Raw genomic sequence first — 21,995 nt, 5'->3', positions numbered from 1 at the left:
CGGTGATTTTAATTTAAGGTTCTATTTTCTATTAGAGTAATAAAAGCTTAATGCTTCAGAAAATTTGAAGCTAAAAAAAGCGTCTTTTCCTTCATAATGAATGACTTTTACAGAATCTGAAATATCATTTAAAAAAATAATTTTATGAAAATCCTTTTCTTCTAATTGTCTTTTGTTAATAAGATAATAAGTGACGATTTCAGTTTTTTCAGCTTCACTTAATTGCTTATTTGGAGCCATTTCCATGCTACTTTCTTGTACTTGATTATTGCTGTCATTTTTACAATTGAAAAGTAGTAATGTAACGGAAAAAACTAAATACTTTAATTTGATTTTCATACTAAATTATTTATAAAACCTCGTCTATAATTACGCAAAACTCCACTTCCACACCGCCATAAGTAACATCTAATCTTACCTCATCTCCAAAAGCTGTTCCTGCGCGTTGACATATGACATTTACTATAATTTCGTCTCCTCCGTCCAATGTAAGTCTTCCTGTTCCCGTTTCATTTAATTCTATAACGTTCGTTGTAAAAAACAAGGATGGCGAACTTGTGTATGATGCAATTTCTATTCCTGGTTCACCATACGGCCCGTTGCTTGCATTTGGAAAATACTGCGTATTCAGTTCGCTTTCCGGAATTACCGTTTGATCGTTATTTGCATTATCGAGATATGAAAAACCTTGATAGTTACATTGCGCTTCATTAGTTGCATCGTTGTTAACATCATCATCGTTGTTGCATGATGTAACTGTGCAAAGTAAAATAATTAAAAAGTATATGTTTTTCATCTTAATAGTTTAAAAGGGATATATAATTACCATATCCTTGGTTGAATGTTGATATTAAATCCAAATTTCCTGCACTAATATCATAAATGTGCAAACCGTTTCCATCGGTTACATAGGCGTAAATTCCTTTGACAACTATACCACTTGCGTTCGTTAGCACAACACTATCAATAACCTGCATGGTGCTTAAATCAATCATTTTAATACCATCAAAACCGGCATTATATGGCGCTGTTAAGGTTGGAGACATCGTTATAAATGCATAATTATTATAGATTTCTAAAGCAGATGGATGCCCGCCAATATTTAACACGCTTAATTGATTAATAGCTGAAGCATTGACTTCTAACTTTACAAGTTTTTGACCTTCCACGTTAGCTAAATAAGCATACTGCCCATCATTTTCAATTCTATCAAACCTATTTCCTACTAAAGTTGTCCAAAGAACATAAACGTTGCTTGGTAAGAAAGGAAATGTAAGATTAAAATTATAACCAATCTTATAAGCGGACGCGCCTAAACCGTCTAATAAAACTAAATAATCGTTATTCATGTTTGTAACACAAAAACCACCATGAGCGTCTCCAATTTCTTCCATCTCATTAGAAGCCGTTACAAACAATTTATTTCTAGAATGTTGGTCTGTTAACACCACTTTATTATCCAACTTAATAGCATCTGTTAAAATAGTATTGGAGGTACTTTTTGATGTTGTAGCCGCTACATAACTACTTTCAGGATTAGTTATATTTATGGTGTTTAAATAAGGTTCTGTAGCATCTGTTTGTCCTACTATAGCAACACTCTTGTTGATAACTTTAACATAATGACTTGAAGGTAAACTTACGTTTGTCGCTAAAGAAGGAGATAAAGGATTTGTAACATCTACAACTTTAAGGTTTGTACCATCTGTGATATAAACGAACTCATTATAACTAACAACCTCATCAATGGTTACACATAAATCACCAACCACCCGAAAGGCACCATCATCCCATGGGTCATAATCTCCTTCAAAATCCATTTTCACTGCGTCCCCAACTTGCGACCCGCCAATAATGGTATTTAATACTACATTATTGTTTTGAGGGTAAGGCGTTCCATCTATTGCCAAATAGCTTCCCGCAGTAACATTAAAATTCTGGTCTAAAGTAGAAGTGTCTCCTGCATTTATAGCAAAGGTATATAAGTCCATTACGGGACTAACACCCATACTGTACATATGTAAATAATCGCCATCTGGATGTCCTGTTACGTATTGAATAACCATCCTCGAATCATCAAAAAGTAAATTCGCTTCATTTATTACATCGCTTTCATTTATATGCACCCCTTGATCTCCAACCTCACAAGGGTGGTCTTTGTAGTGTCCTTCACCATTCTGATCACTGCAACCATAAAAGGTTGCAAAAAGTATAAATAAAACTATCTGTATATTTTTCATATTATATATATTATTAATCTTCAATTACGCCTAAAGTACCTTGATAATGTCCTGAAATTAATTCACCTGCAGCGTTTACAAACGTGTAATCGACATTTATCGTACTGTTTGTAGGGTTTACGGTATCTAAATTCATAGCGTTTATAGTAACAGAATGGCCCATTGAAGCTGGTTGAAATACCGTACTATTTTGCTCATTCCCTTCTCCAAATTCTATATTAGAACTGCCTACATTTAGAAATGTTTGTGGTATAGATGAATCTACTTGTAAGTCTATAACTACATTAGAATCGTTAGCAGAAGCTATATATGTATTTCCCGCCGATGGCGGAAGCCCAGTATTTAAACTAGAGTTAACGGAAACCTCAATACTAAGGGCAACAAATTGTGTTGTATTTACCGATAGTAAAACCTCATCGGTGGTACCATTTATGTTTGTATCGTTGTCATACATTCTTCCGTTTAAAAAAAAGAATGTGTAATAATCTGGAACACTTGGATAGGCATCATTGTCATCGATATCAATTTCGATGTAAGCATTGGAGGTTTCATAAAAAGTAGGGCTCGTATTGTCTTGATGATATGTAAATCCATCCTGAGTAATTGTTGGATCTACAGGATCAGGCGTAACAGCATCATCATTACTATCACAACTAAATGCTGTTACTGCCAATAGTATTAAAAGTGTTTTTATATTTTTCATGAGTTTATTTAATGGTATTCATTAATTCTAACACAAAATTCAGCTTCAAGACCGTTAGCAGTTACGTCAAAGCGCATTTCTTCATTAACAGCACTTCCTGTGCGTTGACAAGTAACGTTTACATTGTGAATGGTACCTCCAATGTTTAAACGTCCAACTCCAGACGCATTTGCTTCAACTACTTCTGTTACAAACCAGAAATCTCCAGGGTTAGCTGTATCATAAATTTCAACTTCGGGGCCATTTGATGATGTATAGAAAAAATCAGTTGTTAGTTCCGAGTCAGGAATTAAAGTTTGGGTGTTATCACCTGTATCTAAAAAAGTTAAACCTTGGAAGTTACAAACATCTTCATTAGGTGATGTAATTGGATCGCCGTCATCATTATCACAGTTAAAAAGAGCTAGTGTAAAAACTAGTAGAATTAGGGTTTTCATTGTTGTTTTCATAATATTTTTTTTTAAAATTATTGTTATTATTAATTATTGCCCAAGAGCTATAAAATTTCCGAAACCTGCAGTTAAGGTAGATTCTAAAACAAAATTGTTTCCATTTATATTGTAAATATGCAGTCCATCTGCATCTGTAACATAGGCGTAATCATTATGTAATGCTATGCCGCTGGCAAGGTTTAATGGTTTCATATCAACTAAGGACAAAGTTGCTAAATCGTACATTCTAATACCATCATAACTAGTTTGCAAAGGTGCATTTGCACTAGCTTTCATAGTTACATAAGCGTTACCATTGTAAATAGCAAAAGCCGTTGGATAGCCTTCTATTGACACTTCATTCATTAGTGTTAGTGTTGCTGCATCAAATTGTTTAATTTTTTTATCAATAGTATTAGCTACAAAAATAGATGTACCATCGTTTTCAACCCAACTATGGTATTGTCCATAAGGTGCATCACCATAAGAAGACACATCAATTTCTGTATTATTAAATATTCCTGTGGCTACCGGAGTTTCTGGAGTTGTAACGTTATATGTATGTAACCCCATGGCCTGATCTATAACAAATAGTTCGTTTTGTACTTTTGTTAAACTCATAGCGTCCCCGCCCAAATTAACTTGAGAACTAAAATTGAAATTAGCTAAATCTACTACGTGCAACCCGCGATAAACATCTGTAAGATAGCCCACATTATTTACCGTGTACATATCACTTAACAAACTAAAGGCAAGTGAATTGTCTTTAGGAATCGCTATTGAGATTGATGGTGAAGCAGCATTACTTATATCCACCAAGCTCAAGTATGGAGCGGTAGCATCATATTGCGCAACATAAGCAACACCAGGAGATACACTTACAAAATAAGATGTATTAATCGCTATGGTACTAACAAATGTTGGAGCGGTTGGTACAGCCACATCAATTATTTTTAAATCATTTCCATCTGTTATATAGGCATATTGAGGCGTTGTCGTACTTCCCGAAGGATCTGAAGAGCTATTATCACTGCATCCAAATAACAATGAAAACATTAAAGTGAGAAATATTGAGGTTTGAATTTTCTTGGATGTTTTCATAATCATTGATTTAAGTTATTTATAGTTTAGACATGATTGTCATACTTATATACAATACCTTCAAAATTGTTACCTATGAATTGGTTTTTTATTTATGATAAGATCATTTTCTATATTTCTTCATAACAGAATCGGATCTTTAATCTCCAAGACCATAGTTATCTGAATCTATATACAGCGTAATCCCAAAAAGTCCGTTACAGATTTCAAACATTTGAATTTCATTTAAGCGGTTGAATTCCATTTTAAGGATTTACATCATCAATGATTACACATAATTCAGCCTCGTATCCATTAGTTAGAAGTATATCAAACCTTAACTCATCCCCTACTGCACTTCCTGCTCTTTGACAAGTAATTACACCAGGATAATCCGTTCCATTTATTCTGATTTGTGGACTAGAATCCATAGCGCCTAAAGTAAGAGCTCTAGTTACTATAAAAGTTCCTGGGTTAATAGTGTAAAAGACCTCCACTGCTGGTTGATTAGGTCCATAATTATTGGGGAAATAATCGGTTTGTAATTCTGCTTCAGGAATTAATGTATGCGTAGTATTTATTAGAGCTGTAAGCCCTTGATAGCCACAAACGTTTTCATTAGGTGATGTAATTGGGTCGCCGTCATCATTATCGCAATTAAAAAGCACTAACGAAAAGACTGATATAATTAGAGTTTTCATTATTATTTTCATAATCATTTCTTTTTAATAAGTTAGTATTTCAAGCTGGACCAATTAGTCAACCTTATATACAATACCTTCAAAATTGTTACCTTTGAATCTTGTTTTTTAGACTGTTTTTTTAAATAATTTCATCTATTATACCATCACAATCATCATCAATACCATTTTCTACTTCCATAGCATAGGGATGAACGTTTGGATTATTATCATCACAGTCTAGGTTATTATTAACACCCGTTGCTGGTGGTGGCAGCGCACTACCTGCTCCATAACCATCGCCATCTGCGTCTTTGTAATATTCTACAATGTCTATATCTCCATCACAATTATCATCTATACCATTCCCAACAACTTCATCGGCTAACGGATTTATCATATCATTCGTATCATCACAATCCGCATCATTATAAACCATTCCGTCTGGAGCAGGATCTCCAAAATTCAATTCATACTCAGAACCCGAATTTGGGTCTCCAAAGCCATCATTATCTGAATCTTTATAGAACGTTATGCCGAATAAACCATTACAGTTTTCGTCAATTTCGTTATCTGGAACTTCTATAGCATCCGGATTGACAGCTATATTAGTATCATCACAATCTGAATAATCCCTTACGTAGTTAGCTGGTGCACCAGCTATAGAATAAAAGGTTCCATTTACGCTAGCATCACCAAAGCCATCTTGATCTATATCTGGCCAAAAATTATATTGATCGTAAATAGGATCAGGATTACCACATCCTGAACCTATTAAAAATACAGCAGTTATCAATAACATAATTGGTAAAATTGTTTTTAAAAATCGTTTTTTCATGGTGTTAAGTTTTAGTTATTTGTAAATTACTTTGATTAAAAAATCTATAATAGAAATAGGTGGCCACTAATATTAGACATAAGCCTATAAATTGGGAATGCGATAAAATATCATTGATTATAAAGCCGCGTTCGTCCCCTCTGAAAAGTTCTAAAATGCCTCTTCCAAATGCATAAAGGATTAAATAAATTAGGAATAATTGCCCTTTAAATTGTTGATGCTTTTTGATTATTAACAAAATGATCATTATACCAATTAACATCGTACTTTCATATAATTGCGTGGGATGAACTACTATGTTATTAGTTGTTGGAAATATTATTCCAAAGTCACTTTCTGTTGGCGAACCATAACAACAACCAGCTGAAAAGCAGCCCAAACGACCTATAGCGTGAACAATGGTGGTTGTAATGGCAAAAATATCTAGCATAGGCAAAACTGAAATGTCATGCTTTTTTAAATACCAAATAATGTATGGGATAATGACAATGAAAGAACCATAAAAAACAAAGCCTCCAGAAAAATTATCTAAAAGCAAGCTTGGTTTTTGAATATATAATAATGGATCTTGTAAATAGAAAAATAATTTTCCACCTACAAAACCAGCTATAAAAATCATGTAGAAAAATGTACTCGGAAGGTTTTTTATACCCAATTCTTTTTTAGCCCTCCATTTGGTATAAAGTCCAGCAAACAACGATCCTAAAGCAATTAAAACGGCATAGGTGAAAATGGTAACTTGCTCAATTCCAAAAAGGTTTGAGAAAAAATCAGGTAATGAAAAATCAAATAATTTGGGGAACATGTGTCTGTTTTATTCTTTTCTGCTTTTAGAAAAAAAAGAAAAAAATCGCCAACCATAATATGATATAATTATCCTGACGATTTTTTAAATATTCTGACTAATAGCGAAACCAAAGTAGTTTGTAATGCAATAGCTACAATATGCTGTTTAAGCAACTAAAGATTTCATACTATTAAACCATAGTTTCATTCTACGAAATGATAATTTGTGACAAACTAAAAAACATCTTATGTTTGTATTTCTATAAAATACACCCATGGAACAACAATTGATAAACCTATTAATGTATACCATTCCAGCCGTTATAACTGGTTTAGTTGCTTTTTACTTTTTTAAAGAACATACTAAAAATGAAGATGGACGTCGTAGATTTTTACTCCATAAAGATATGCAAGCCAATACGCTACCGTTACGCCTTCAGGCCTATGAACGGATGGCCCTTTTTTTAGAGCGCATTACACCTTCGAAATTATTAATTCGTGTAACACCACATACATCTAATAAAGAAGATTATGAGTTACTTCTTATTCAAAGCATTGAACAGGAATTTGAACATAATTTATCACAACAGATTTATTTAACAGATGAATGCTGGAATATTATAACGGCCGCAAAAAACGCGACTATTCAGCTAATTAGAAAAGCGAGTTTTTTAGAAAAAACTGATACCGCTAATAAATTACGTGAAGTTATTTTGACGGAAATGATGGAAAAACGCGCGCCTAGTGATGCTGCATTATCATTTATTAAACAAGAAGTTGGTGAAATGTGGTAAGAAAATTTCCTTATTCCTAAATATCTTTTTGATGTCTTTTTTCAGCATAGTCATAGCCTTGTTGCCACCATTTGGTCATTAGTCGTTTACTGAAGATAAAGGAGTCTTCAGTTAAACTAGAAGGTGTATAATATAGATTTAGCTTAACACCTCTGTTTTTTGCTGCTAGTTTACCTATAATAATATCATTGCGTTATACTTGATTTAGTAAATGTCCGAAGAGACTAATCATCAGTGAAAACGGGTTTTTACCTAATACTTTCTGGTGTTCTATATTTTCTGCTTCCAAAATAATAAAATTTACTTCAACCACCCGAAATAACTAATGCTCTCATGGCTCAATAGGTTTTTCTATCTCCAACGGACTTGTTTCTTCATCTTTATATTTAGCAAAATCAAAACCACTTTGCCACCACTTCGTCATTTTTTCTTTATCAAAAACTAAAGCGTTGGTGGTTAAAACAGTTGGTGTGTAATAGAAGTTAATGATGGCGTTTTGGTTGGTAGCAACAAATTTCCCAATCCTAATATTCTGACTTTCTATCCGATCCAACATAAAAGCAAACATATTGGTTAGTAATGAGAAAGCATTCAGAGAAGGCATTCTGTTTAACTGCGTGATTTCAGTTTGCAATATAATGGCATCAATAGTTGTTGCTCCGCGTCTTATAGCTTCTTCAACGGGCACCATAGACCCTAAACCACCATCTGCATACTCGCAACCATTCTTTTTAACCAAAGACATAAAAGGTGTGTAATTACAAGAAATCCAAACCCATTCGCAGTATTCATCATAATCAAAATCCTTAATGGACTTATATTCCACTTGATTTAAAGACAAATTAGAAACCGTTACCACAATATCCCGATGCGTTGCCTTTAAAGTTTCAAATTCAACTTCGGAAAAGGTGCTTTTAATTAATTTTTTTAGATTATAACTTTCACCGAAGGTTTTACTACCTCTTAATAAATTTCGAAGCACATTAAAGTGATTGATACCAATAGTTTCAATTCCATTTTTCTTATTTATTGTGAAAGGACGTCTGTTAAAAATAGCATCTTGATTAACATTGGTGTAAACCTGTTTTATTTTCTGCACATTGCCTAAACCCAAATGAGAAACCAATAAACTCCCAGTGGATGTACCGATAAACAAATCGTATTCGTGCTTCTTTTCTTCCAGTAAATACTGCGCCACACCACCTGCAAAAGCACCTTTACTTCCTCCTCCTGATATTATTAAAGCACGCATATTTATTGATTTTTTAAAGTTAAACGATGAATTATACCTTCGTATTTTTCAGCATTGGATAAAACTTCTAGCAATTTTTTGGCAAAGGACTTAAAACGCCAGTTATGATGATATGTCGCATCCATTAAATTTTCAATGGAAACTTCTGTAAATGCATCCAAAGCTTCTATATAAGAAAAAGCGCCTTGCCGAACTTCAAAACTATAGTTACTTGAAGTATATGAGACTAATTCATTAAAGTATAGTTGTTTATCGCCATTATTGTAATCCGGGGTTGTAAGCGCTAAAACCAACCATAAAAGACGCACATTTTTGTCATTAAAACCTTCAATGTCTTTTGTTTTATTTAAATAATCTGAACGATTTTCTGGAAAATTCACCCATAAATTATAAAGCGCAGCCTCAATGGTTGCATAAGATGCATCATTTAATAGCGATTCATAATTTGTTTTGAGCGCTATTGGAATTTTAGCGCCATTTTTAGCAATGGCCTGACGTACTTTTAAACCTTCATCAAAATTCCCGACATTAACTCTTTCAGGAACTTGTGAAATAATTTTAGATTTTGCTTCCACAGATAAAGTTGCGGTTAAATAATAATCACATTTGGCATTTTTAGCTCTACAATCCACCATTAAATATTCTTGAATAAACTGTGATTTCTCCAAACTAACCATGGCTATATTGTAGGGAAATGTTTCAGAATTCAACCATAAAGCAACGAATTCTCCAAGGTTTTTACCACTCGCTTTTTCAGCCTCGCGCATAAAATCTAGGGTTTCTACATTTTTATATTCGTGGGTTTCTAAATAGTTTTTTACAGCAGTTTTAAAAGCAGCATCACCAATTTCTTCTCTTAAAACATGTAAAACCCAAGCTCCTTTTTTGTAAAATGTGGCACTACTAGACTTTGGGTTTAACAAAGAGGTACCTTCATTTCGGATGTCTTGGTCTAATAATTCTTGAGCATATTCAAATAATTGCCAATAGTAATAGTTCTTACCAAACACGTCTTTTTCAGCCAACAACGCGTAATAAGTGGCAAATCCTTCTTGCAACCAATGGTGGGTGCCCGATGTTTCTGTAACTAAATTCCCAAACCACTGATGCGCCAACTCATGCGCATTCACGTTTACATAATTTCTATCGCTAAATGCTGTAGAATCACTCACAAAGGTGTCTGCGAAGATGGTAATGCCAGTGTTTTCCATACCAGAATATAAAAAGTCGTGAACGGGAACTTGTTTGTAATTTTGCCAAGGATAGGCCACACCAATTTCGGTTTCTAAAAAATCGAACATTTGTTTGGTGTAGCGATAAGTCGGTTCCACTTTTAGAGAATCTTCAGGGTAATAATACATTTCTAAAGGAATGCCGCTCTTAGAAACTTCCGTTTTTTTATCATATTTTCCAATAGCTAAACCCACTAAATAGCTAGCCATAGGTGCATTCATGTTATAATACCAAGTGGTTTTATCGTTTTCAGTCTGCTTATCAACCAATTTGCCATTAGCTATAACTTGGTAATTAGCATCGAATTCTATGGATAAATCAAATTCAATTTTATCATTCATATCATCCAAACTCGGTAGCCAATTACTGGTGTATTTGCCTTGTCCTTGACTCCAAACTTGATTAGGAGCGTCATTATCCCAACCTACAAAATATATGGCTTTTTTAGGCGTTGCTGAATATTGAAATGAAACATCATAAGTTGTGGAAGCAATAAATTTTGATTGAATTATCAATCTTTTTCCATCATTTTTAAATTTCACCTCTTTTCCGTTCAAAAGAACGTTAGAAACCTTCATGTTTTGAGCATCTAAAAAAATAGTATCGGTTGGTTTTAAAATATTAAATTTAAAATTGACAATTCCCGAAATACTTTTGGTTGAGGCTTCAGGATTAACATGAGCTTTCAACTGCTTAAAATCCACATAATCTGTCTGTTGAGCAGAGGCTAAACAGACAAAAAAGAAAACAAATACATTAAAAAAATATTTCATAGAATGCTTTTAAACAAAGACTGCTCCAAAATACAAAAATTGTATTTTATGAATTGACTGAAATGACTTAAATTCGCTTTTATGACTTCCAATTTACAAACTCCCATCGATTATTTAAAAGGCGTTGGTCCTAATCGCGCTGAATTACTTCGGAAGGAACTCGGTATTCATACCTATCAGGATTTAATTAATTTATTTCCGAATCGCTATTTAGATCGCACCAAATATTTTAAAATAAACGAACTTCAACGCAATGATGCGGACATTCAAGTTATTGGAAAAATTATTAAGTTTGAAGAAATAGCACAAGCGCGTGGAAAACGTTTGGTGGCAACCTTTCAAGATGAAACCGGCAGCATGGAACTGGTTTGGTTTCGCGGACAAAAATGGATTCGTGAAAGTTTAAAACTTCAAACACCTTATGTAATTTTCGGAAAAACCAATTGGTTTAATGGGAAGTTCAGCATGCCACATCCTGATTTGGAACTTTTAGAGGAACATCAAGGAAGTTTGCGCTCCGCCATGCAACCTATTTATCCGTCTACAGAAAAATTAAATAATAGAGGGATCACCAATCGGGTGGTGAACAAAATAATGCAACAATTGTTTGTGGAAACCAGCGGACGATTTGTAGAAACTTTATCTCCAGAACTTTTAGAAAGTCAGAAATTAATCTCCAAAAGTGATGCACTTTTCAACATCCATTTTCCAAAAAATCAAGAGCTTTTAGCACGTTCACAATACCGATTAAAGTTTGAAGAATTATTCTATATTCAACTGCAATTAATTCTAAAAAACCTCATCCATAAATCCAAAATAAAAGGACTTCCTTTTGATAAAGTTGGCAACTATTTTAATAGCTTTTATACAGACCATTTACCCTTTGAATTAACCAACGCACAAAAACGTGTGTTGAAAGAAATTCGTCAAGATTTAGGTAGTAAAGCACAAATGAATCGGCTTTTACAAGGTGATGTGGGGTCTGGGAAGACTATTGTAGCCTTCATGTCTATGTTAATGGCACTTGACAATGGTTTTCAAGCTTGTTTAGTAGCACCGACTGAAATTTTGTCAGTACAACACTATAACGGATTATTGGAATGGTGTAATAAACTAAATATCAGTATAAAACTTCTTACAGGATCAAGTAAAACTTCAAGTAGACGCGAAATTCATGAAACGCTAGAAAATGGTGAATTACAGATTCTAGTTGGTACACATGCCATCCTAGAAGACAAAGTTAAATTCAAAAATTTAGGCCTTGCCATCATCGATGAGCAACATAGATTTGGTGTAGAACAACGAAGTAAATTATGGCATAAAGGACCATCGCAATCGGAGCAAAATACCCAAGGTAAAAACACGATTCCACCACACATTTTGGTCATGACGGCCACCCCTATTCCACGCACTTTAGCCATGTCCGTTTACGGGGATTTAGACATCTCGGTTATTGATGAATTACCACCAGGAAGACAAGCCATAAAAACGGTACATCGATACGATAAAAACCGCCTGGATGTTTTCCGTTTTATCCGTGATGAAATAGAAAAAGGCCGACAAATTTATGTTGTTTATCCGCTTATCCAAGAAAGCGAAAAAATGGATTACAAGGATTTAATGGACGGTTATGAAAGTATTTCTCGCGACTTTCCACAACCAAAATATCAGATTTCCATTGTTCATGGTCAAATGAAAGCGGTTGATAAAGATTTTGAAATGCAGCGCTTCATAAAAGGGGAAACACAAATTATGGTGGCCACAACCGTTATTGAAGTGGGTGTAAATGTTCCAAATGCCTCGGTAATGATTATTGAAAGTGCAGAGCGTTTCGGACTTTCACAGTTACACCAATTGCGCGGTCGTGTTGGTCGTGGTGCCGAACAAAGTTATTGTATTCTTATGACGAGCCATAAATTAAGTAGCGATAGTAAAACCCGCTTGGAAACGATGACGCACACTAATGATGGCTTTGATATTGCTGAAGTTGATTTAAAGCTCCGCGGACCTGGAGACTTAATGGGAAAACAACAAAGCGGCATTTTGAATTTAAGAATAGCCGATATTATAAAAGATGGTGATATTTTAAAAACGGCTAGAGCTTGCGCCAAACAGATTTTAGAAACCGATCCAACCTTGTCTAAACCCAGCCATAACGCTATTTTATTCACCTATAAGCAAATGAGCAAGTATAGAAATATTTGGAATTATATTTCTTAATGATCATCTATAAATTATTAAACAATTGCCTTCATAAAAAACAACTATGCCACTTAACATTGTACTTATTGAACCCGAAATACCTAATAACACTGGAAATATTGGCAGACTAGCTCTAGCTTCTGGCTCAAATCTTCATTTGGTGAAACCTTTTGGCTTTGAAATAAGCGACGCGCGTTTAAAACGTGCGGGATTGGATTATTGGCAACACTTAAATGTGCATTATTACGAAAATTTAGATGAATTTTTAAATAAAAACAAAGATTCAAAAATGGTATTTCTTTCCAGTCATGGAACGGAAAATCATTGGGATATCCCTTTTGAAGATGATCTGTTTTTAGTATTTGGCAAAGAATCGGTAGGATTACCAAAATCACTCATAGAAAAAGACCAAAATAAACTCTTTAAAATTCCTATTTACAGCAATCATGTTAGAAGCTTAAATTTAGCTAATGCTGTAAGTGTCGTTGTTTACGAAGGAATTAGGCAAATTTCCAAGTAGTTTCAAACTGACAATTCTAAAAAACACATTTTTACATCCATTGTTTGAATGCTAGTTTCAATATTTTATCTTTGCAAACTTAATTAACCCATGATTCATGAAGATTTCTTACAACTGGCTTAAACAATTCATAAAAACGGATTGGAATCCAGAACAAATTAGTGAGCTTTTAACCGATTTAGGACTAGAAGTAGAAGGTTTAACCGCTTATCAGTCTGTAAAAGGTGGATTGGAAGGTATTGTTGTTGGCGAAGTTTTAACCTGCGAGCAACACCCAAATGCCGACCGACTTAAAGTGACAACGGTTAATATTGGAACGGATACACCTTTACAAATTGTTTGTGGTGCGCCAAACGTTGCTGCTGGACAAAAAGTACCTGTTGCCACTATTGGAACTACGTTGTTTACGGAAGAAGGCGAAGCTTGGACTATTAAAAAAGGTAAGATTCGTGGCGAAGAAAGTCATGGAATGATCTGTGCCGAGGATGAATTAGGTTTAGGGAAATCGCATGACGGCATCATGATTTTAAAGTCAAATGCAGTGGTAGGCTCATTAGTTGCCGACTTATTCAACATTGAAAACGATCAAGTTTTTGAAATTGGCCTAACACCAAACCGTGCCGATGCTATGAGTCATTTTGGTGTAGCACGCGATTTACGTGCCGGTTTCACACACAAAGACATAAACACCGAACTTATTACGCCATCAGTTAGCGCGTTTTCTGTTGATAATCGCTCGTTACGAATTGACATAGATGTTTTAGATAAAAATTTGGCGCCACGATATTGCGGATTAACCATTTCAAATATTAAAGTTACCGATTCACCAGCTTGGTTACAAAACCGTTTAAAAGCTATTGGCTTATCGCCTATCAATAATGTGGTGGATGCTACTAATTACGTGCTTCACGAATTGGGTCAACCGTTGCACGCCTTTGATACGAGCAAAATTATTGGAAATAAAATTGAAGTCAAGACTTTACCAAAAGGCACCAAATTCACCACTTTAGACGGTGTTGAACGCGAATTACACGAAGAAGATTTAATGATTTGTAATGCTGAAAAACCCATGTGTATTGCTGGTGTTTTTGGCGGAATTGATTCTGGTGTTTCAGAAAACACAACAAGTATTTTTTTAGAAAGTGCGTTCTTCAACCCTATTAGTGTTAGAAAAACAGCTAAACGTCACGGTTTAAACACGGATGCATCATTCCGTTTTGAACGTGGAATAGATCCTAATATTACCGAATATGCTTTAAAACGCGCAGCACTTCTTATTACAGAAATTGCTGGCGGGTTAATTACAAGTGAAATATTCGATTTTTACCCAAATAAGTTTGAAGATTTCCAAGTGCGTTTAAGTTTTGACAAGGCGAGAAATTTAATTGGTCAGGAAATCCCTAAAGACACTATTAAAAGTATTTTAACCTCGTTAGATATTAAAATCAACAATGTTACAGAAACGGGTTTAGGCCTAACGGTTCCTGCCTATCGTAATGATGTGCAGCGCGAAGCTGATATTATTGAAGAAATTTTACGTGTTTACGGTTATAACAATATTAAAACAACTGAAAAGCTAAACGCTTCTATTTCGAATACATCGAAATTTGAAGATTACAAACTGCAAAATATTATCAGTAATCAGTTAGTTTCTCAAGGTTTTTATGAAACGTTAACCAACTCACTAACCAATCCTGATTACGTTAAGTTAAACACCGATTTAAATCCGGAACAAAATGTTGAAATGCTGAATCCTTTAAGTACAGATTTAAGTGTTTTAAGACAGTCTATGTTGTTTTCTGGATTGGAAACTGTTCGTCATAACGTAAATAGACGTCGTGAAGATTTAAAACTTTTCGAATTTGGAAAAACTTATCATAGTTTTCCTAAAAACCGTGAGGAGTTTAAGCACTTATCGCTTTTCATTACGGGTGATCGTCATCAAAACCGCTGGAATACTGAAAATAAACCAAGTGACTTTTACTATTTAAAAGGAACCATTGAAACTATTTTCGCCCGATTAGGTATTAGCCGTTTAAGCGCGTCACCAATTCAGTCAGATGTATTTAGTGAAGGTGCCATGTTTTCTTTTGGCAAAACCAAGTTGGTAGAATTTGGTTTGGTTAAAAAATCCATTTTAAAGTATTTTGGAATTTCACAACCTGTTTTATTCGCCGATTTCTATTGGGATGGCGTTATTGAAACAGCTAAATATAATAAGATTTCTTATAGCGCTATTTCTAAATATCCAGAAATTCGTCGGGATTTTGCCTTGTTAATTGATAACAATGTCACTTTTGAAAGTATTCATACTTTAGCTAAACAAGCCGAAAAGCACTTATTAAAAAACGTTAGTTTATTTGATGTGTATCAAGGTGCTAATTTACCTGAAGGCAAGAAGAGTTATGCTGTTAGCTTTACATTTCAAGATGAAAACAAAACGCTTACAGACGGACAAATTGATAAAATTATGAGCAAGTTTCAAGCTAGTTTTGAAAAACAACTAGGTGCGGAATTACGCTAATTTGATAGAGAAATAAAAGCATAAAAAAGCCTCGAATAGTATTCGAGGCTTTTTTTCTGTCAATAAGTTAAAAATATATTATAATACTTTAACGTTTACTGCATTCACTCCTTTTCTACCTTCTTCTAAATCGAATTCTACTGCATCGCCTTCGCGAATTTCGTCGATTAAGCCAGAAATGTGAACGAAATGTTCCTTGTTTGTGTCATCTTCTACGATAAAACCGAATCCTTTAGAATCGTTGAAGAATTTTACTGTTCCTTTACTCATTGTAATAGTTTAAAAATTTTAATAATACTCAAATATAATTATATAAAATGAGGTTCCGCACTTTTTAGCGCTTTATTTGTTTTACTAGCAGATTATTGCAGGGAAAGCAGATGTTTTTTTATATCTATTTTAGGATTATATAACTAATCTTAAGAATGATTTTTTCGTACATTTAATGGTATAAAATCAAAAGCAATACATTATGGATTCAGAATATAAAAAGATATACAGCGGTAGTTTTATAATTGCACAACTCATTGTAGAGCGGTTAGATGCTTTGGGTATTTCAGCCATTGTAAAAGATGAAAGTGAGTCTGGCCGTTTAGCGGGCTTTGGAGCAACAATTGCTGGTTTTCAAGATATTTATGTAAATGAGGAAGAACTATCTAAAGCCATCCCAGTAGTAAATAGTGTTACCTCTGAAATCGAAGCAGACTAATTACCTTTTTCAAAATAACCTCAAAAAAAAATCTCCAGCCTTCGCTAGAGATTTTTTATTTTATGCTGTAATGGAATACATTTTTTCGCGCATTTCCTTAATTTTTGGATCTTGCATATATTCGTCAAACGTTGTGTAACGGTCTATAACGCCATTTGGTGTTAACTCTACCACTCTGTTGGCAACTGTTTCCGCAAACTCATGATCATGGGTTGTGAATAAAATAGTTCCTTTAAAATTCTTAAGTGAATTATTAAATGCCGTAATACTCTCTAAATCCAAGTGGTTTGTAGGTTCATCTAATTGCAGTACGTTAGCACGCGTCATCATCATGCGGCTTAACATACAACGTACTTTTTCACCTCCAGATAGCACATTGGATTTTTTCAAAGCTTCTTCGCCACTAAAAATCATTTTACCAAGGAATCCACGAATGTTAACCTCTTCGCGCTCTTCCTCCGTTTTAGCCCATTGGCGTAACCAATCTACCAACGATAAGTCGTTTTCGAAAAACTCACTGTTATCCAAAGGTAAATAGGACTGAATAGTTGTAATTCCCCAATCAAATTTTCCGGAATCCGCTTTTTCTTTATCATTTAAAATTTGATAAAAGGCTGTCGTTGCTCTAGAATCTTTAGAATACAAGACCACTTTATCACCTTTATTTAAATTTAAATCGATGTTACTAAATAATACGTCACCATCAAGAGAAGCTGAAAGTCCTTGTACATTTAAAATCTGATCACCCGCTTCACGCTCACGATCAAAAATAATAGCAGGATAACGACGACTCGTGCGTCTAATCTCGCCAATATTTAACTTGTCAATCATTTTCTTTCTACTAGTAGCTTGTTTACTTTTAGCTACGTTGGCAGAAAAACGACGAATAAACTCTTCTAATTCTTTCTTTTTCTCTTCCGCTTTTTTGTTTTGCTGCGCATGCTGTCTAGCAGCTAATTGAGATGACTCATACCAAAACGTGTAGTTTCCAGAGAAATGATTAATTTTTCCGAAATCAATATCGGAAATATGTGTACAAACAGCGTCTAAAAAGTGTCTATCGTGAGATACCACAATGACGCAATTTTCATAATTAGCTAAAAAATGTTCTAACCAAGAAATGGTTTCATAATCCAAGTCGTTGGTAGGCTCATCCATTATTAGTAAATCTGGGTTTCCAAATAAAGCTTGCGCTAAAAGCACGCGAACCTTCTGTTTTCCATCTAAATCTTTCATCAAAGTATAATGGTGTTCTTCCGAAATGCCCAAGTTTGATAACATAGCTGCTGCATCACTATCGGCATTCCAACCATTCATTTCTTCAAAAAGAACTTGAAGCTCACCAATTTTTTCGGCGTTCTCATCCGTATAATCAGCGTAAAGTGCATCAATTTGACTTTTTAATTTAAATAACGGTTTATTTCCGATGATAACCGTTTCTAAAACCGTATTCTCGTCATGTAAGTTGTGGTTTTGTTCTAAAACCGACATCCTTTTTCCAGACTCTAAATGCACATGACCTGATGTAGGATCCTGTTTTCCAGAGATTATTTTTAAAAAAGTTGACTTTCCAGAGCCGTTAGCACCAATAATTCCGTAGCAGTTACCATTATTAAAAGTGGTACTTACTTCATCAAAAAGGACACGCTTGCCAAATTGAACTGATAAATTTGAAACTGATAACATTTATTACTTTTTAATTTTTGCAAAAGTACTAAAAACAAGCCATAAGACGAAACAAAACCAACTATATTAATATTTAACAACGTGTTAACAAGATGTCAGAGGTACAACTTTTACATTTGTCTTTTAAGACCCACATTTACTTGACAATACATCTATGAAGGAACTAAAACTTGTTTTCACCTTAATGACTGCCGCGTTTGTTTTAGTATCCTGTCAAAAAGATGCTCAAGTAGAGGAAGGTTCTGCATATTTTGGTGGCGAGGTTGTAAACCCGAAAAACAATTTTGTTATTCTTTCTAGAGCTGAAAATGTATTAGACACGATTCGTTTGGATGAAAATAATCGTTTTCTATACAAAATTGAAAATGTTGAAAAAGGATTGTATACCTTCCGGTTATGGGCTTCTGAAGGTTTAGAATTTCAAATGGTTTTATTAGAACCTCATGATAGTTTACTTTTTCGATTAAATACTTTAGAGTTTGATGAGTCTTTAGTTTATACTGGTCGTGGCGCTAAAAAAAACAACTATTTAATAAATATGTTTTTGGATGGCGAAACGGAAGATAAAACCATTTTAGGTTTTAGCCAGTCTCCTCCTATGGAATTTGAACGCAAATTAGATTCCATTAGAAACTATAAACTCACCAAATTAAGACAGTTTAATAGTAAATACCCCTCTTCTGAAACTTTTAATAGTTTAGTAAAAGGCAATATTAATTACGATTATTATTTAAGCAAAGAGGTTTATCCTTTTGTTAACTATGCCAATAATGAGCGCTCAAACTTTAATAAACTCCCTAAAGATTTCTATGATTATAGAAAGGAAATAGATTACAATTATTGTGAGTTAATGGACTACTTCCCGTATTATTCCTTTTTGAAACACCATTTTGAAAACATTGCTTTAGCCGAACATTTTAAGAAATCTAATGACAGCGTTTTCAATATTAAATCTTTAAGTTACAATTTAATTAAACTGAATTTGATAGATAGTTTAATGACGAATGATTCTATTAAAAATTCACTATTAGCACAAACGGCTGTTGAATTTATTAGCAATAGTAAAAATCCGGAAGAATATGATACCGTTTTAAAATCCTTTGCTTCTAAAAACACTAACACTAAAAACTATCAATATTTAAACAATATGGTAGGCTCTTTAAAAGGTTTAAAAACCGGAGAAGGACTTCCTGAAGTAACGCTTGTGGATTACCGTAATAATGAATTAGATTTAAACACGCTTATTAATAAGCCAACGGTGATTTATTTCTGGTCTTCTGTATACCGCTCTCATAATGATAGCCACAGAAAAGCTGAAGAATTAAAAGTTAAATATCCTGAAGTTAATTTTATTGCTATTAATGCTACGAGTAACAACCAAGCCAATTGGAAGAAGCTTATTGCACAATTCAATTACTCCAAAGACAACGAGTTTATGTTTAAAAGCCCTGAAATAGCGAAACATAAATTAGCTATTGCACCTATTAATAAAGTAATGATTGTGGATAAAAAAGGTATGATTGTGAATGCACACACCAATATGTTTTCTATAATGTTTGAGGAAGAACTTTTAGGTCTGCTGAATCAATAGTCCTAGAAAAAACATCATAAAAAAAAGCCTTAACGCTAAATTTGTTAAGGCTTTTTCTATTTATATATTCTTCAGGCTAATTTCCCTTTTTGAAATCTTCTAAAAACTGTGCTAATCCAATATCCGTTAAAGGATGTTTAAGCAAACCTTCAATAGCACTTAACGGACCCGTCATAACATCAGCTCCTAATTTAGCACAATCAATAATATGCATCGTGTGACGCACAGAAGCAGCTAAAATTTCAGTTTCAAAAGCGTAATTATCGTAAATATGACGAATTTCAGAAATTAGGTTTAAACCATCTGTTGAAATATCATCCAAACGACCAATAAATGGCGACACATAAGTAGCACCAGCTTTTGCGGCTAATAAAGCTTGACCCGCTGAAAACACTAACGTTACATTGGTTTTAACGCCTTTGTCCGAAAAATATTTACAGGCTTTAATTCCGTCTTTAATCATGGGTAACTTAACAACAATTTGTTCGTGTAATTCTGCCAAAGCTTCACCTTCACGAACCATCCCTTCATAATCTGTTGCAATAACTTCAGCACTTACATCACCATCTACAATATTGCAAATATCTACATAATGCTTCATAATATTATCATGACCAGTAATGCCTTCTTTAGCCATTAAAGATGGATTAGTTGTTACACCATCCAAAACACCTAAATCTTGTGCTTCGCGAATCTGATCTAAATTAGCTGTATCAATAAAAAATTTCATAAGTATGCGTTTGTATCGGTTCTGCAAAAGCAGAAATTATTAATAAATATAGTTGTGTTTATCTCTTAATTTTTCAATTGTAAAATTACAATTTATAATGATTCATTAGTAGCTTTTCATAAACTTTATCTGGCAAAATACGCTTTAAAACAATGGAGAATTTCTGCATAAACTCCCCTACTTTATAATGAACTTTAGGATTGGGCGATTTTATTATTTTATGAATTGCTTTAGCCATTTCCAAAGGATCCTTACCTGAAGCTACATGAGTATCCATTAATCGTAATGTTTGACCGTAAGATCCTTTATAAGGCGATTTCTCCAAAACAGGTGCATGATAACGCCCAGAAGCAATATTGGTGGCAAAATCACCTGGCGCCACATTAGTCATTTGAATATTAAAACCTTTCACCTCCATTCGGAATGCTTCGGTTACCAATTCCAAAGCACCTTTACTTGCCGAATAAATACCGCGATACGGCAAACCCATATAGCCAGCAATAGACGTCACATTAATAATTAAACCAGAACGCTGCTTGCGCATTTGCGGTAAAACAGTTTTCATGACATTGATTGGTCCAAAAAAATTCGTTTCAAAATTATTTTTAATTTCGGCCTCGGGAATTTCTTCAATCGGACCTGTTATGCCAACACCGGCGTTATTTATTAACACATCTAACCTACCCGCTTTTTCAATAACGGTATTTACAGCTTCCAAAATAGATTTTGGTTTGGTAACATCCATTCCTACAATAGGAAATTCGCTGGCGGTATATTTTTCAGGTGATCTGCTGGTACCATATACAGTAAAACCCTGCTGGGTTAAATACTGACCAACAGACTTACCGATTCCAGATGAACCTCCTGTTACTAAAACAACTTTAGACATAATTTTTTCATGTGTATTTACATGCCGTAAAAATAACAATGAAATAAGGAAAAAGAGTATAAAAAGAAAAAGATTTGCAAACCAACGGTCTACAAATCTTAATTATATAAATCCTTTCAAATGTTGAAAGGAAAAGTAAAGGCACAAAAAAAAGGCAAGCTACCTACATCACACCGCTACGACCATTTACCTTTGCTGCGTTCCCGCCCTGGAGGATTCAACAGGAGCTGGTTGTGTAGGACTTGCCCGCGGCAAAGATACAATCTTTTAAAATCTTTGCAATGATTTTTTAAACTGAATTTTAATAAATATCTTGCCGCAAATAAATAACAAA

The 21,995-nt window shown here is 34.1% G+C and carries 21 protein-coding genes, 1 other RNA gene and 1 pseudogene; 6 read left to right on the top strand and 17 right to left on the bottom strand.

Annotated features, from left to right (window positions below; genetic code table 11):
- Positions 1 to 21 precede the first annotated feature (21 nt).
- The 9 genes from ES674_RS08210 to ES674_RS08170 all read right to left on the bottom strand — a co-directional run bounded on the left by ES674_RS08210 (position 22) and on the right by ES674_RS08170 (position 6,777).
- Complete coding sequence (locus tag ES674_RS08210) at positions 22 to 339, bottom strand: hypothetical protein (protein WP_148403453.1); 318 nt, start codon at positions 337 to 339, stop codon at positions 22 to 24.
- A gap of 10 nt (positions 340 to 349) precedes the next feature.
- On the bottom strand, positions 350 to 796 hold the full coding sequence (locus ES674_RS08205) for a hypothetical protein (protein WP_148403452.1): 447 nt from the start codon (positions 794 to 796) through the stop codon (positions 350 to 352).
- A 1-nt stretch (position 797) separates the two neighbouring features.
- Positions 798 to 2,240 (bottom strand): hypothetical protein, encoded by a 1,443-nt coding sequence (locus tag ES674_RS08200; RefSeq protein ID WP_148403451.1) that lies wholly within the window; start codon positions 2,238 to 2,240, stop codon positions 798 to 800.
- 13 nt (positions 2,241 to 2,253) lie between these two features.
- The gene (locus ES674_RS08195) at positions 2,254 to 2,943 is read right to left on the bottom strand and encodes a hypothetical protein (protein WP_148403450.1); all 690 of its coding nucleotides are present in this window, start codon (positions 2,941 to 2,943) and stop codon (positions 2,254 to 2,256) included.
- A gap of 8 nt (positions 2,944 to 2,951) precedes the next feature.
- Positions 2,952 to 3,392, bottom strand: a complete 441-nt coding sequence (locus ES674_RS08190; protein WP_148403449.1) for a hypothetical protein — start codon at positions 3,390 to 3,392, stop codon at positions 2,952 to 2,954.
- Between the two features lie 33 nt (positions 3,393 to 3,425).
- Positions 3,426 to 4,475 carry an LVIVD repeat-containing protein gene (locus tag ES674_RS08185; protein WP_170233977.1) on the bottom strand — a complete coding sequence of 350 codons (1,050 nt, stop codon included), beginning with the start codon at positions 4,473 to 4,475 and terminating at the stop codon, positions 3,426 to 3,428.
- A gap of 245 nt (positions 4,476 to 4,720) precedes the next feature.
- Positions 4,721 to 5,167 carry a hypothetical protein gene (locus ES674_RS08180; protein ID WP_148403447.1) on the bottom strand — a complete coding sequence of 149 codons (447 nt, stop codon included), beginning with the start codon at positions 5,165 to 5,167 and terminating at the stop codon, positions 4,721 to 4,723.
- 109 nt (positions 5,168 to 5,276) lie between these two features.
- The gene (locus ES674_RS08175; protein ID WP_148403446.1) at positions 5,277 to 5,972 is read right to left on the bottom strand and encodes a MopE-related protein; all 696 of its coding nucleotides are present in this window, start codon (positions 5,970 to 5,972) and stop codon (positions 5,277 to 5,279) included.
- Positions 5,973 to 5,976: 4 nt separating this feature from the next.
- Positions 5,977 to 6,777, bottom strand: coding sequence for a prolipoprotein diacylglyceryl transferase (locus ES674_RS08170; protein ID WP_148403445.1), 801 nt, complete (start codon positions 6,775 to 6,777; stop codon positions 5,977 to 5,979).
- 256 nt (positions 6,778 to 7,033) lie between these two features.
- Here ES674_RS08170 and ES674_RS08165 point away from each other — a divergent pair, with 256 nt between their 5' ends.
- The gene (locus ES674_RS08165; protein WP_148403444.1) at positions 7,034 to 7,552 is read left to right on the top strand and encodes a DUF7935 family protein; all 519 of its coding nucleotides are present in this window, start codon (positions 7,034 to 7,036) and stop codon (positions 7,550 to 7,552) included.
- Between the two features lie 16 nt (positions 7,553 to 7,568).
- Here the strand turns inward: ES674_RS08165 and ES674_RS15585 are convergent.
- The 3 genes and pseudogenes from ES674_RS15585 to ES674_RS08150 form a co-directional block, all read right to left on the bottom strand.
- Positions 7,569 to 7,859 (bottom strand): annotated as a pseudogene (locus ES674_RS15585) (patatin-like phospholipase family protein); the annotation flags it as partial.
- A 24-nt stretch (positions 7,860 to 7,883) separates the two neighbouring features.
- The gene (locus ES674_RS08155) at positions 7,884 to 8,804 is read right to left on the bottom strand and encodes a patatin-like phospholipase family protein (protein ID WP_148403443.1); all 921 of its coding nucleotides are present in this window, start codon (positions 8,802 to 8,804) and stop codon (positions 7,884 to 7,886) included.
- Positions 8,805 to 8,806: 2 nt separating this feature from the next.
- Entirely contained in the window at positions 8,807 to 10,810 is a 2,004-nt protein-coding gene (locus tag ES674_RS08150) for a M1 family metallopeptidase (RefSeq protein ID WP_148403442.1), read from the bottom strand.
- An 81-nt stretch (positions 10,811 to 10,891) separates the two neighbouring features.
- Between ES674_RS08150 and recG the strand changes: the two genes are divergently transcribed.
- From recG to pheT, 3 genes are all read left to right on the top strand, one after another.
- Positions 10,892 to 13,030, top strand: coding sequence for an ATP-dependent DNA helicase RecG (gene recG / locus ES674_RS08145; protein ID WP_148403441.1), 2,139 nt, complete (start codon positions 10,892 to 10,894; stop codon positions 13,028 to 13,030).
- A gap of 46 nt (positions 13,031 to 13,076) precedes the next feature.
- Positions 13,077 to 13,532, top strand: coding sequence for a tRNA (cytidine(34)-2'-O)-methyltransferase (locus ES674_RS08140; RefSeq protein WP_148403440.1), 456 nt, complete (start codon positions 13,077 to 13,079; stop codon positions 13,530 to 13,532).
- A 97-nt stretch (positions 13,533 to 13,629) separates the two neighbouring features.
- A complete protein-coding gene (pheT, locus tag ES674_RS08135) occupies positions 13,630 to 16,056 on the top strand; it encodes a phenylalanine--tRNA ligase subunit beta (RefSeq protein ID WP_148403439.1) in 2,427 nt (808 codons plus the stop codon).
- A 78-nt stretch (positions 16,057 to 16,134) separates the two neighbouring features.
- Here the strand turns inward: pheT and ES674_RS08130 are convergent, their stop codons facing one another.
- Complete coding sequence (locus ES674_RS08130) at positions 16,135 to 16,326, bottom strand: cold-shock protein (protein ID WP_148403438.1); 192 nt, start codon at positions 16,324 to 16,326, stop codon at positions 16,135 to 16,137.
- 202 nt (positions 16,327 to 16,528) lie between these two features.
- Between ES674_RS08130 and ES674_RS08125 the strand changes: the two genes are divergently transcribed.
- Entirely contained in the window at positions 16,529 to 16,765 is a 237-nt protein-coding gene (locus tag ES674_RS08125; RefSeq protein ID WP_148403437.1) for a putative signal transducing protein, read from the top strand.
- 60 nt (positions 16,766 to 16,825) lie between these two features.
- On the opposite strand, the gene ES674_RS08120 is transcribed toward ES674_RS08125, so the two are convergent.
- The gene (locus tag ES674_RS08120) at positions 16,826 to 18,451 is read right to left on the bottom strand and encodes an ABC-F family ATP-binding cassette domain-containing protein (RefSeq protein ID WP_148403436.1); all 1,626 of its coding nucleotides are present in this window, start codon (positions 18,449 to 18,451) and stop codon (positions 16,826 to 16,828) included.
- Positions 18,452 to 18,605: 154 nt separating this feature from the next.
- Between ES674_RS08120 and ES674_RS08115 the strand changes: the two genes are divergently transcribed.
- Entirely contained in the window at positions 18,606 to 20,042 is a 1,437-nt protein-coding gene (locus ES674_RS08115; RefSeq protein WP_148403435.1) for a TlpA family protein disulfide reductase, read from the top strand.
- Between the two features lie 76 nt (positions 20,043 to 20,118).
- Here the strand turns inward: ES674_RS08115 and fsa are convergent, their stop codons facing one another.
- From fsa to ffs, 3 genes are all read right to left on the bottom strand, one after another.
- On the bottom strand, positions 20,119 to 20,772 hold the full coding sequence (gene fsa, locus ES674_RS08110) for a fructose-6-phosphate aldolase (protein ID WP_148403434.1): 654 nt from the start codon (positions 20,770 to 20,772) through the stop codon (positions 20,119 to 20,121).
- Between the two features lie 85 nt (positions 20,773 to 20,857).
- Positions 20,858 to 21,661, bottom strand: coding sequence for an SDR family oxidoreductase (locus ES674_RS08105; protein ID WP_148403433.1), 804 nt, complete (start codon positions 21,659 to 21,661; stop codon positions 20,858 to 20,860).
- Between the two features lie 149 nt (positions 21,662 to 21,810).
- An RNA gene (gene ffs / locus ES674_RS08100) (signal recognition particle sRNA small type) lies at positions 21,811 to 21,909 on the bottom strand.
- Between the last annotated feature and the right edge of the window lie 86 nt (positions 21,910 to 21,995).

Origin of the sequence: Bizionia myxarmorum (assembly GCF_008086205.1) — a bacterium.
Classification (GTDB): domain Bacteria; phylum Bacteroidota; class Bacteroidia; order Flavobacteriales; family Flavobacteriaceae; genus Algorimicrobium; species Algorimicrobium myxarmorum.
Note: the sequence above shows the minus strand (reverse complement) of the source record. Positions and strands in the feature narration are given on the sequence as shown.

What these genes read in the sequence shown, in the direction of transcription:
- ES674_RS08115 (WP_148403435.1), top strand. Translation starts at nt 18,606, where the DNA reads ATGAAGGAACTAAAACTTGTTTTCACCTTAATGACTGCCGCGTTTGTT.
- ES674_RS08210 (WP_148403453.1), bottom strand. Translation starts at nt 339, where the DNA reads ATGAAAATCAAATTAAAGTATTTAGTTTTTTCCGTTACATTACTACTT.
- ES674_RS08205 (WP_148403452.1), bottom strand. Translation starts at nt 796, where the DNA reads ATGAAAAACATATACTTTTTAATTATTTTACTTTGCACAGTTACATCA.
- pheT (WP_148403439.1), top strand. Translation starts at nt 13,630, where the DNA reads ATGAAGATTTCTTACAACTGGCTTAAACAATTCATAAAAACGGATTGG.
- ES674_RS08140 (WP_148403440.1), top strand. Translation starts at nt 13,077, where the DNA reads ATGCCACTTAACATTGTACTTATTGAACCCGAAATACCTAATAACACT.
- ES674_RS08120 (WP_148403436.1), bottom strand. Translation starts at nt 18,451, where the DNA reads ATGTTATCAGTTTCAAATTTATCAGTTCAATTTGGCAAGCGTGTCCTT.
- ES674_RS08175 (WP_148403446.1), bottom strand. Translation starts at nt 5,972, where the DNA reads ATGAAAAAACGATTTTTAAAAACAATTTTACCAATTATGTTATTGATA.
- ES674_RS08185 (WP_170233977.1), bottom strand. Translation starts at nt 4,475, where the DNA reads ATGAAAACATCCAAGAAAATTCAAACCTCAATATTTCTCACTTTAATG.
- recG (WP_148403441.1), top strand. Translation starts at nt 10,892, where the DNA reads ATGACTTCCAATTTACAAACTCCCATCGATTATTTAAAAGGCGTTGGT.
- ES674_RS08200 (WP_148403451.1), bottom strand. Translation starts at nt 2,240, where the DNA reads ATGAAAAATATACAGATAGTTTTATTTATACTTTTTGCAACCTTTTAT.
- fsa (WP_148403434.1), bottom strand. Translation starts at nt 20,772, where the DNA reads ATGAAATTTTTTATTGATACAGCTAATTTAGATCAGATTCGCGAAGCA.
- ES674_RS08165 (WP_148403444.1), top strand. Translation starts at nt 7,034, where the DNA reads ATGGAACAACAATTGATAAACCTATTAATGTATACCATTCCAGCCGTT.
- ES674_RS08195 (WP_148403450.1), bottom strand. Translation starts at nt 2,943, where the DNA reads ATGAAAAATATAAAAACACTTTTAATACTATTGGCAGTAACAGCATTT.
- ES674_RS08105 (WP_148403433.1), bottom strand. Translation starts at nt 21,661, where the DNA reads ATGTCTAAAGTTGTTTTAGTAACAGGAGGTTCATCTGGAATCGGTAAG.
- ES674_RS08180 (WP_148403447.1), bottom strand. Translation starts at nt 5,167, where the DNA reads ATGAAAATAATAATGAAAACTCTAATTATATCAGTCTTTTCGTTAGTG.
- ES674_RS08125 (WP_148403437.1), top strand. Translation starts at nt 16,529, where the DNA reads ATGGATTCAGAATATAAAAAGATATACAGCGGTAGTTTTATAATTGCA.
- ES674_RS08170 (WP_148403445.1), bottom strand. Translation starts at nt 6,777, where the DNA reads ATGTTCCCCAAATTATTTGATTTTTCATTACCTGATTTTTTCTCAAAC.
- ES674_RS08155 (WP_148403443.1), bottom strand. Translation starts at nt 8,804, where the DNA reads ATGCGTGCTTTAATAATATCAGGAGGAGGAAGTAAAGGTGCTTTTGCA.
- ES674_RS08190 (WP_148403449.1), bottom strand. Translation starts at nt 3,392, where the DNA reads ATGAAAACAACAATGAAAACCCTAATTCTACTAGTTTTTACACTAGCT.
- ES674_RS08130 (WP_148403438.1), bottom strand. Translation starts at nt 16,326, where the DNA reads ATGAGTAAAGGAACAGTAAAATTCTTCAACGATTCTAAAGGATTCGGT.
- ES674_RS08150 (WP_148403442.1), bottom strand. Translation starts at nt 10,810, where the DNA reads ATGAAATATTTTTTTAATGTATTTGTTTTCTTTTTTGTCTGTTTAGCC.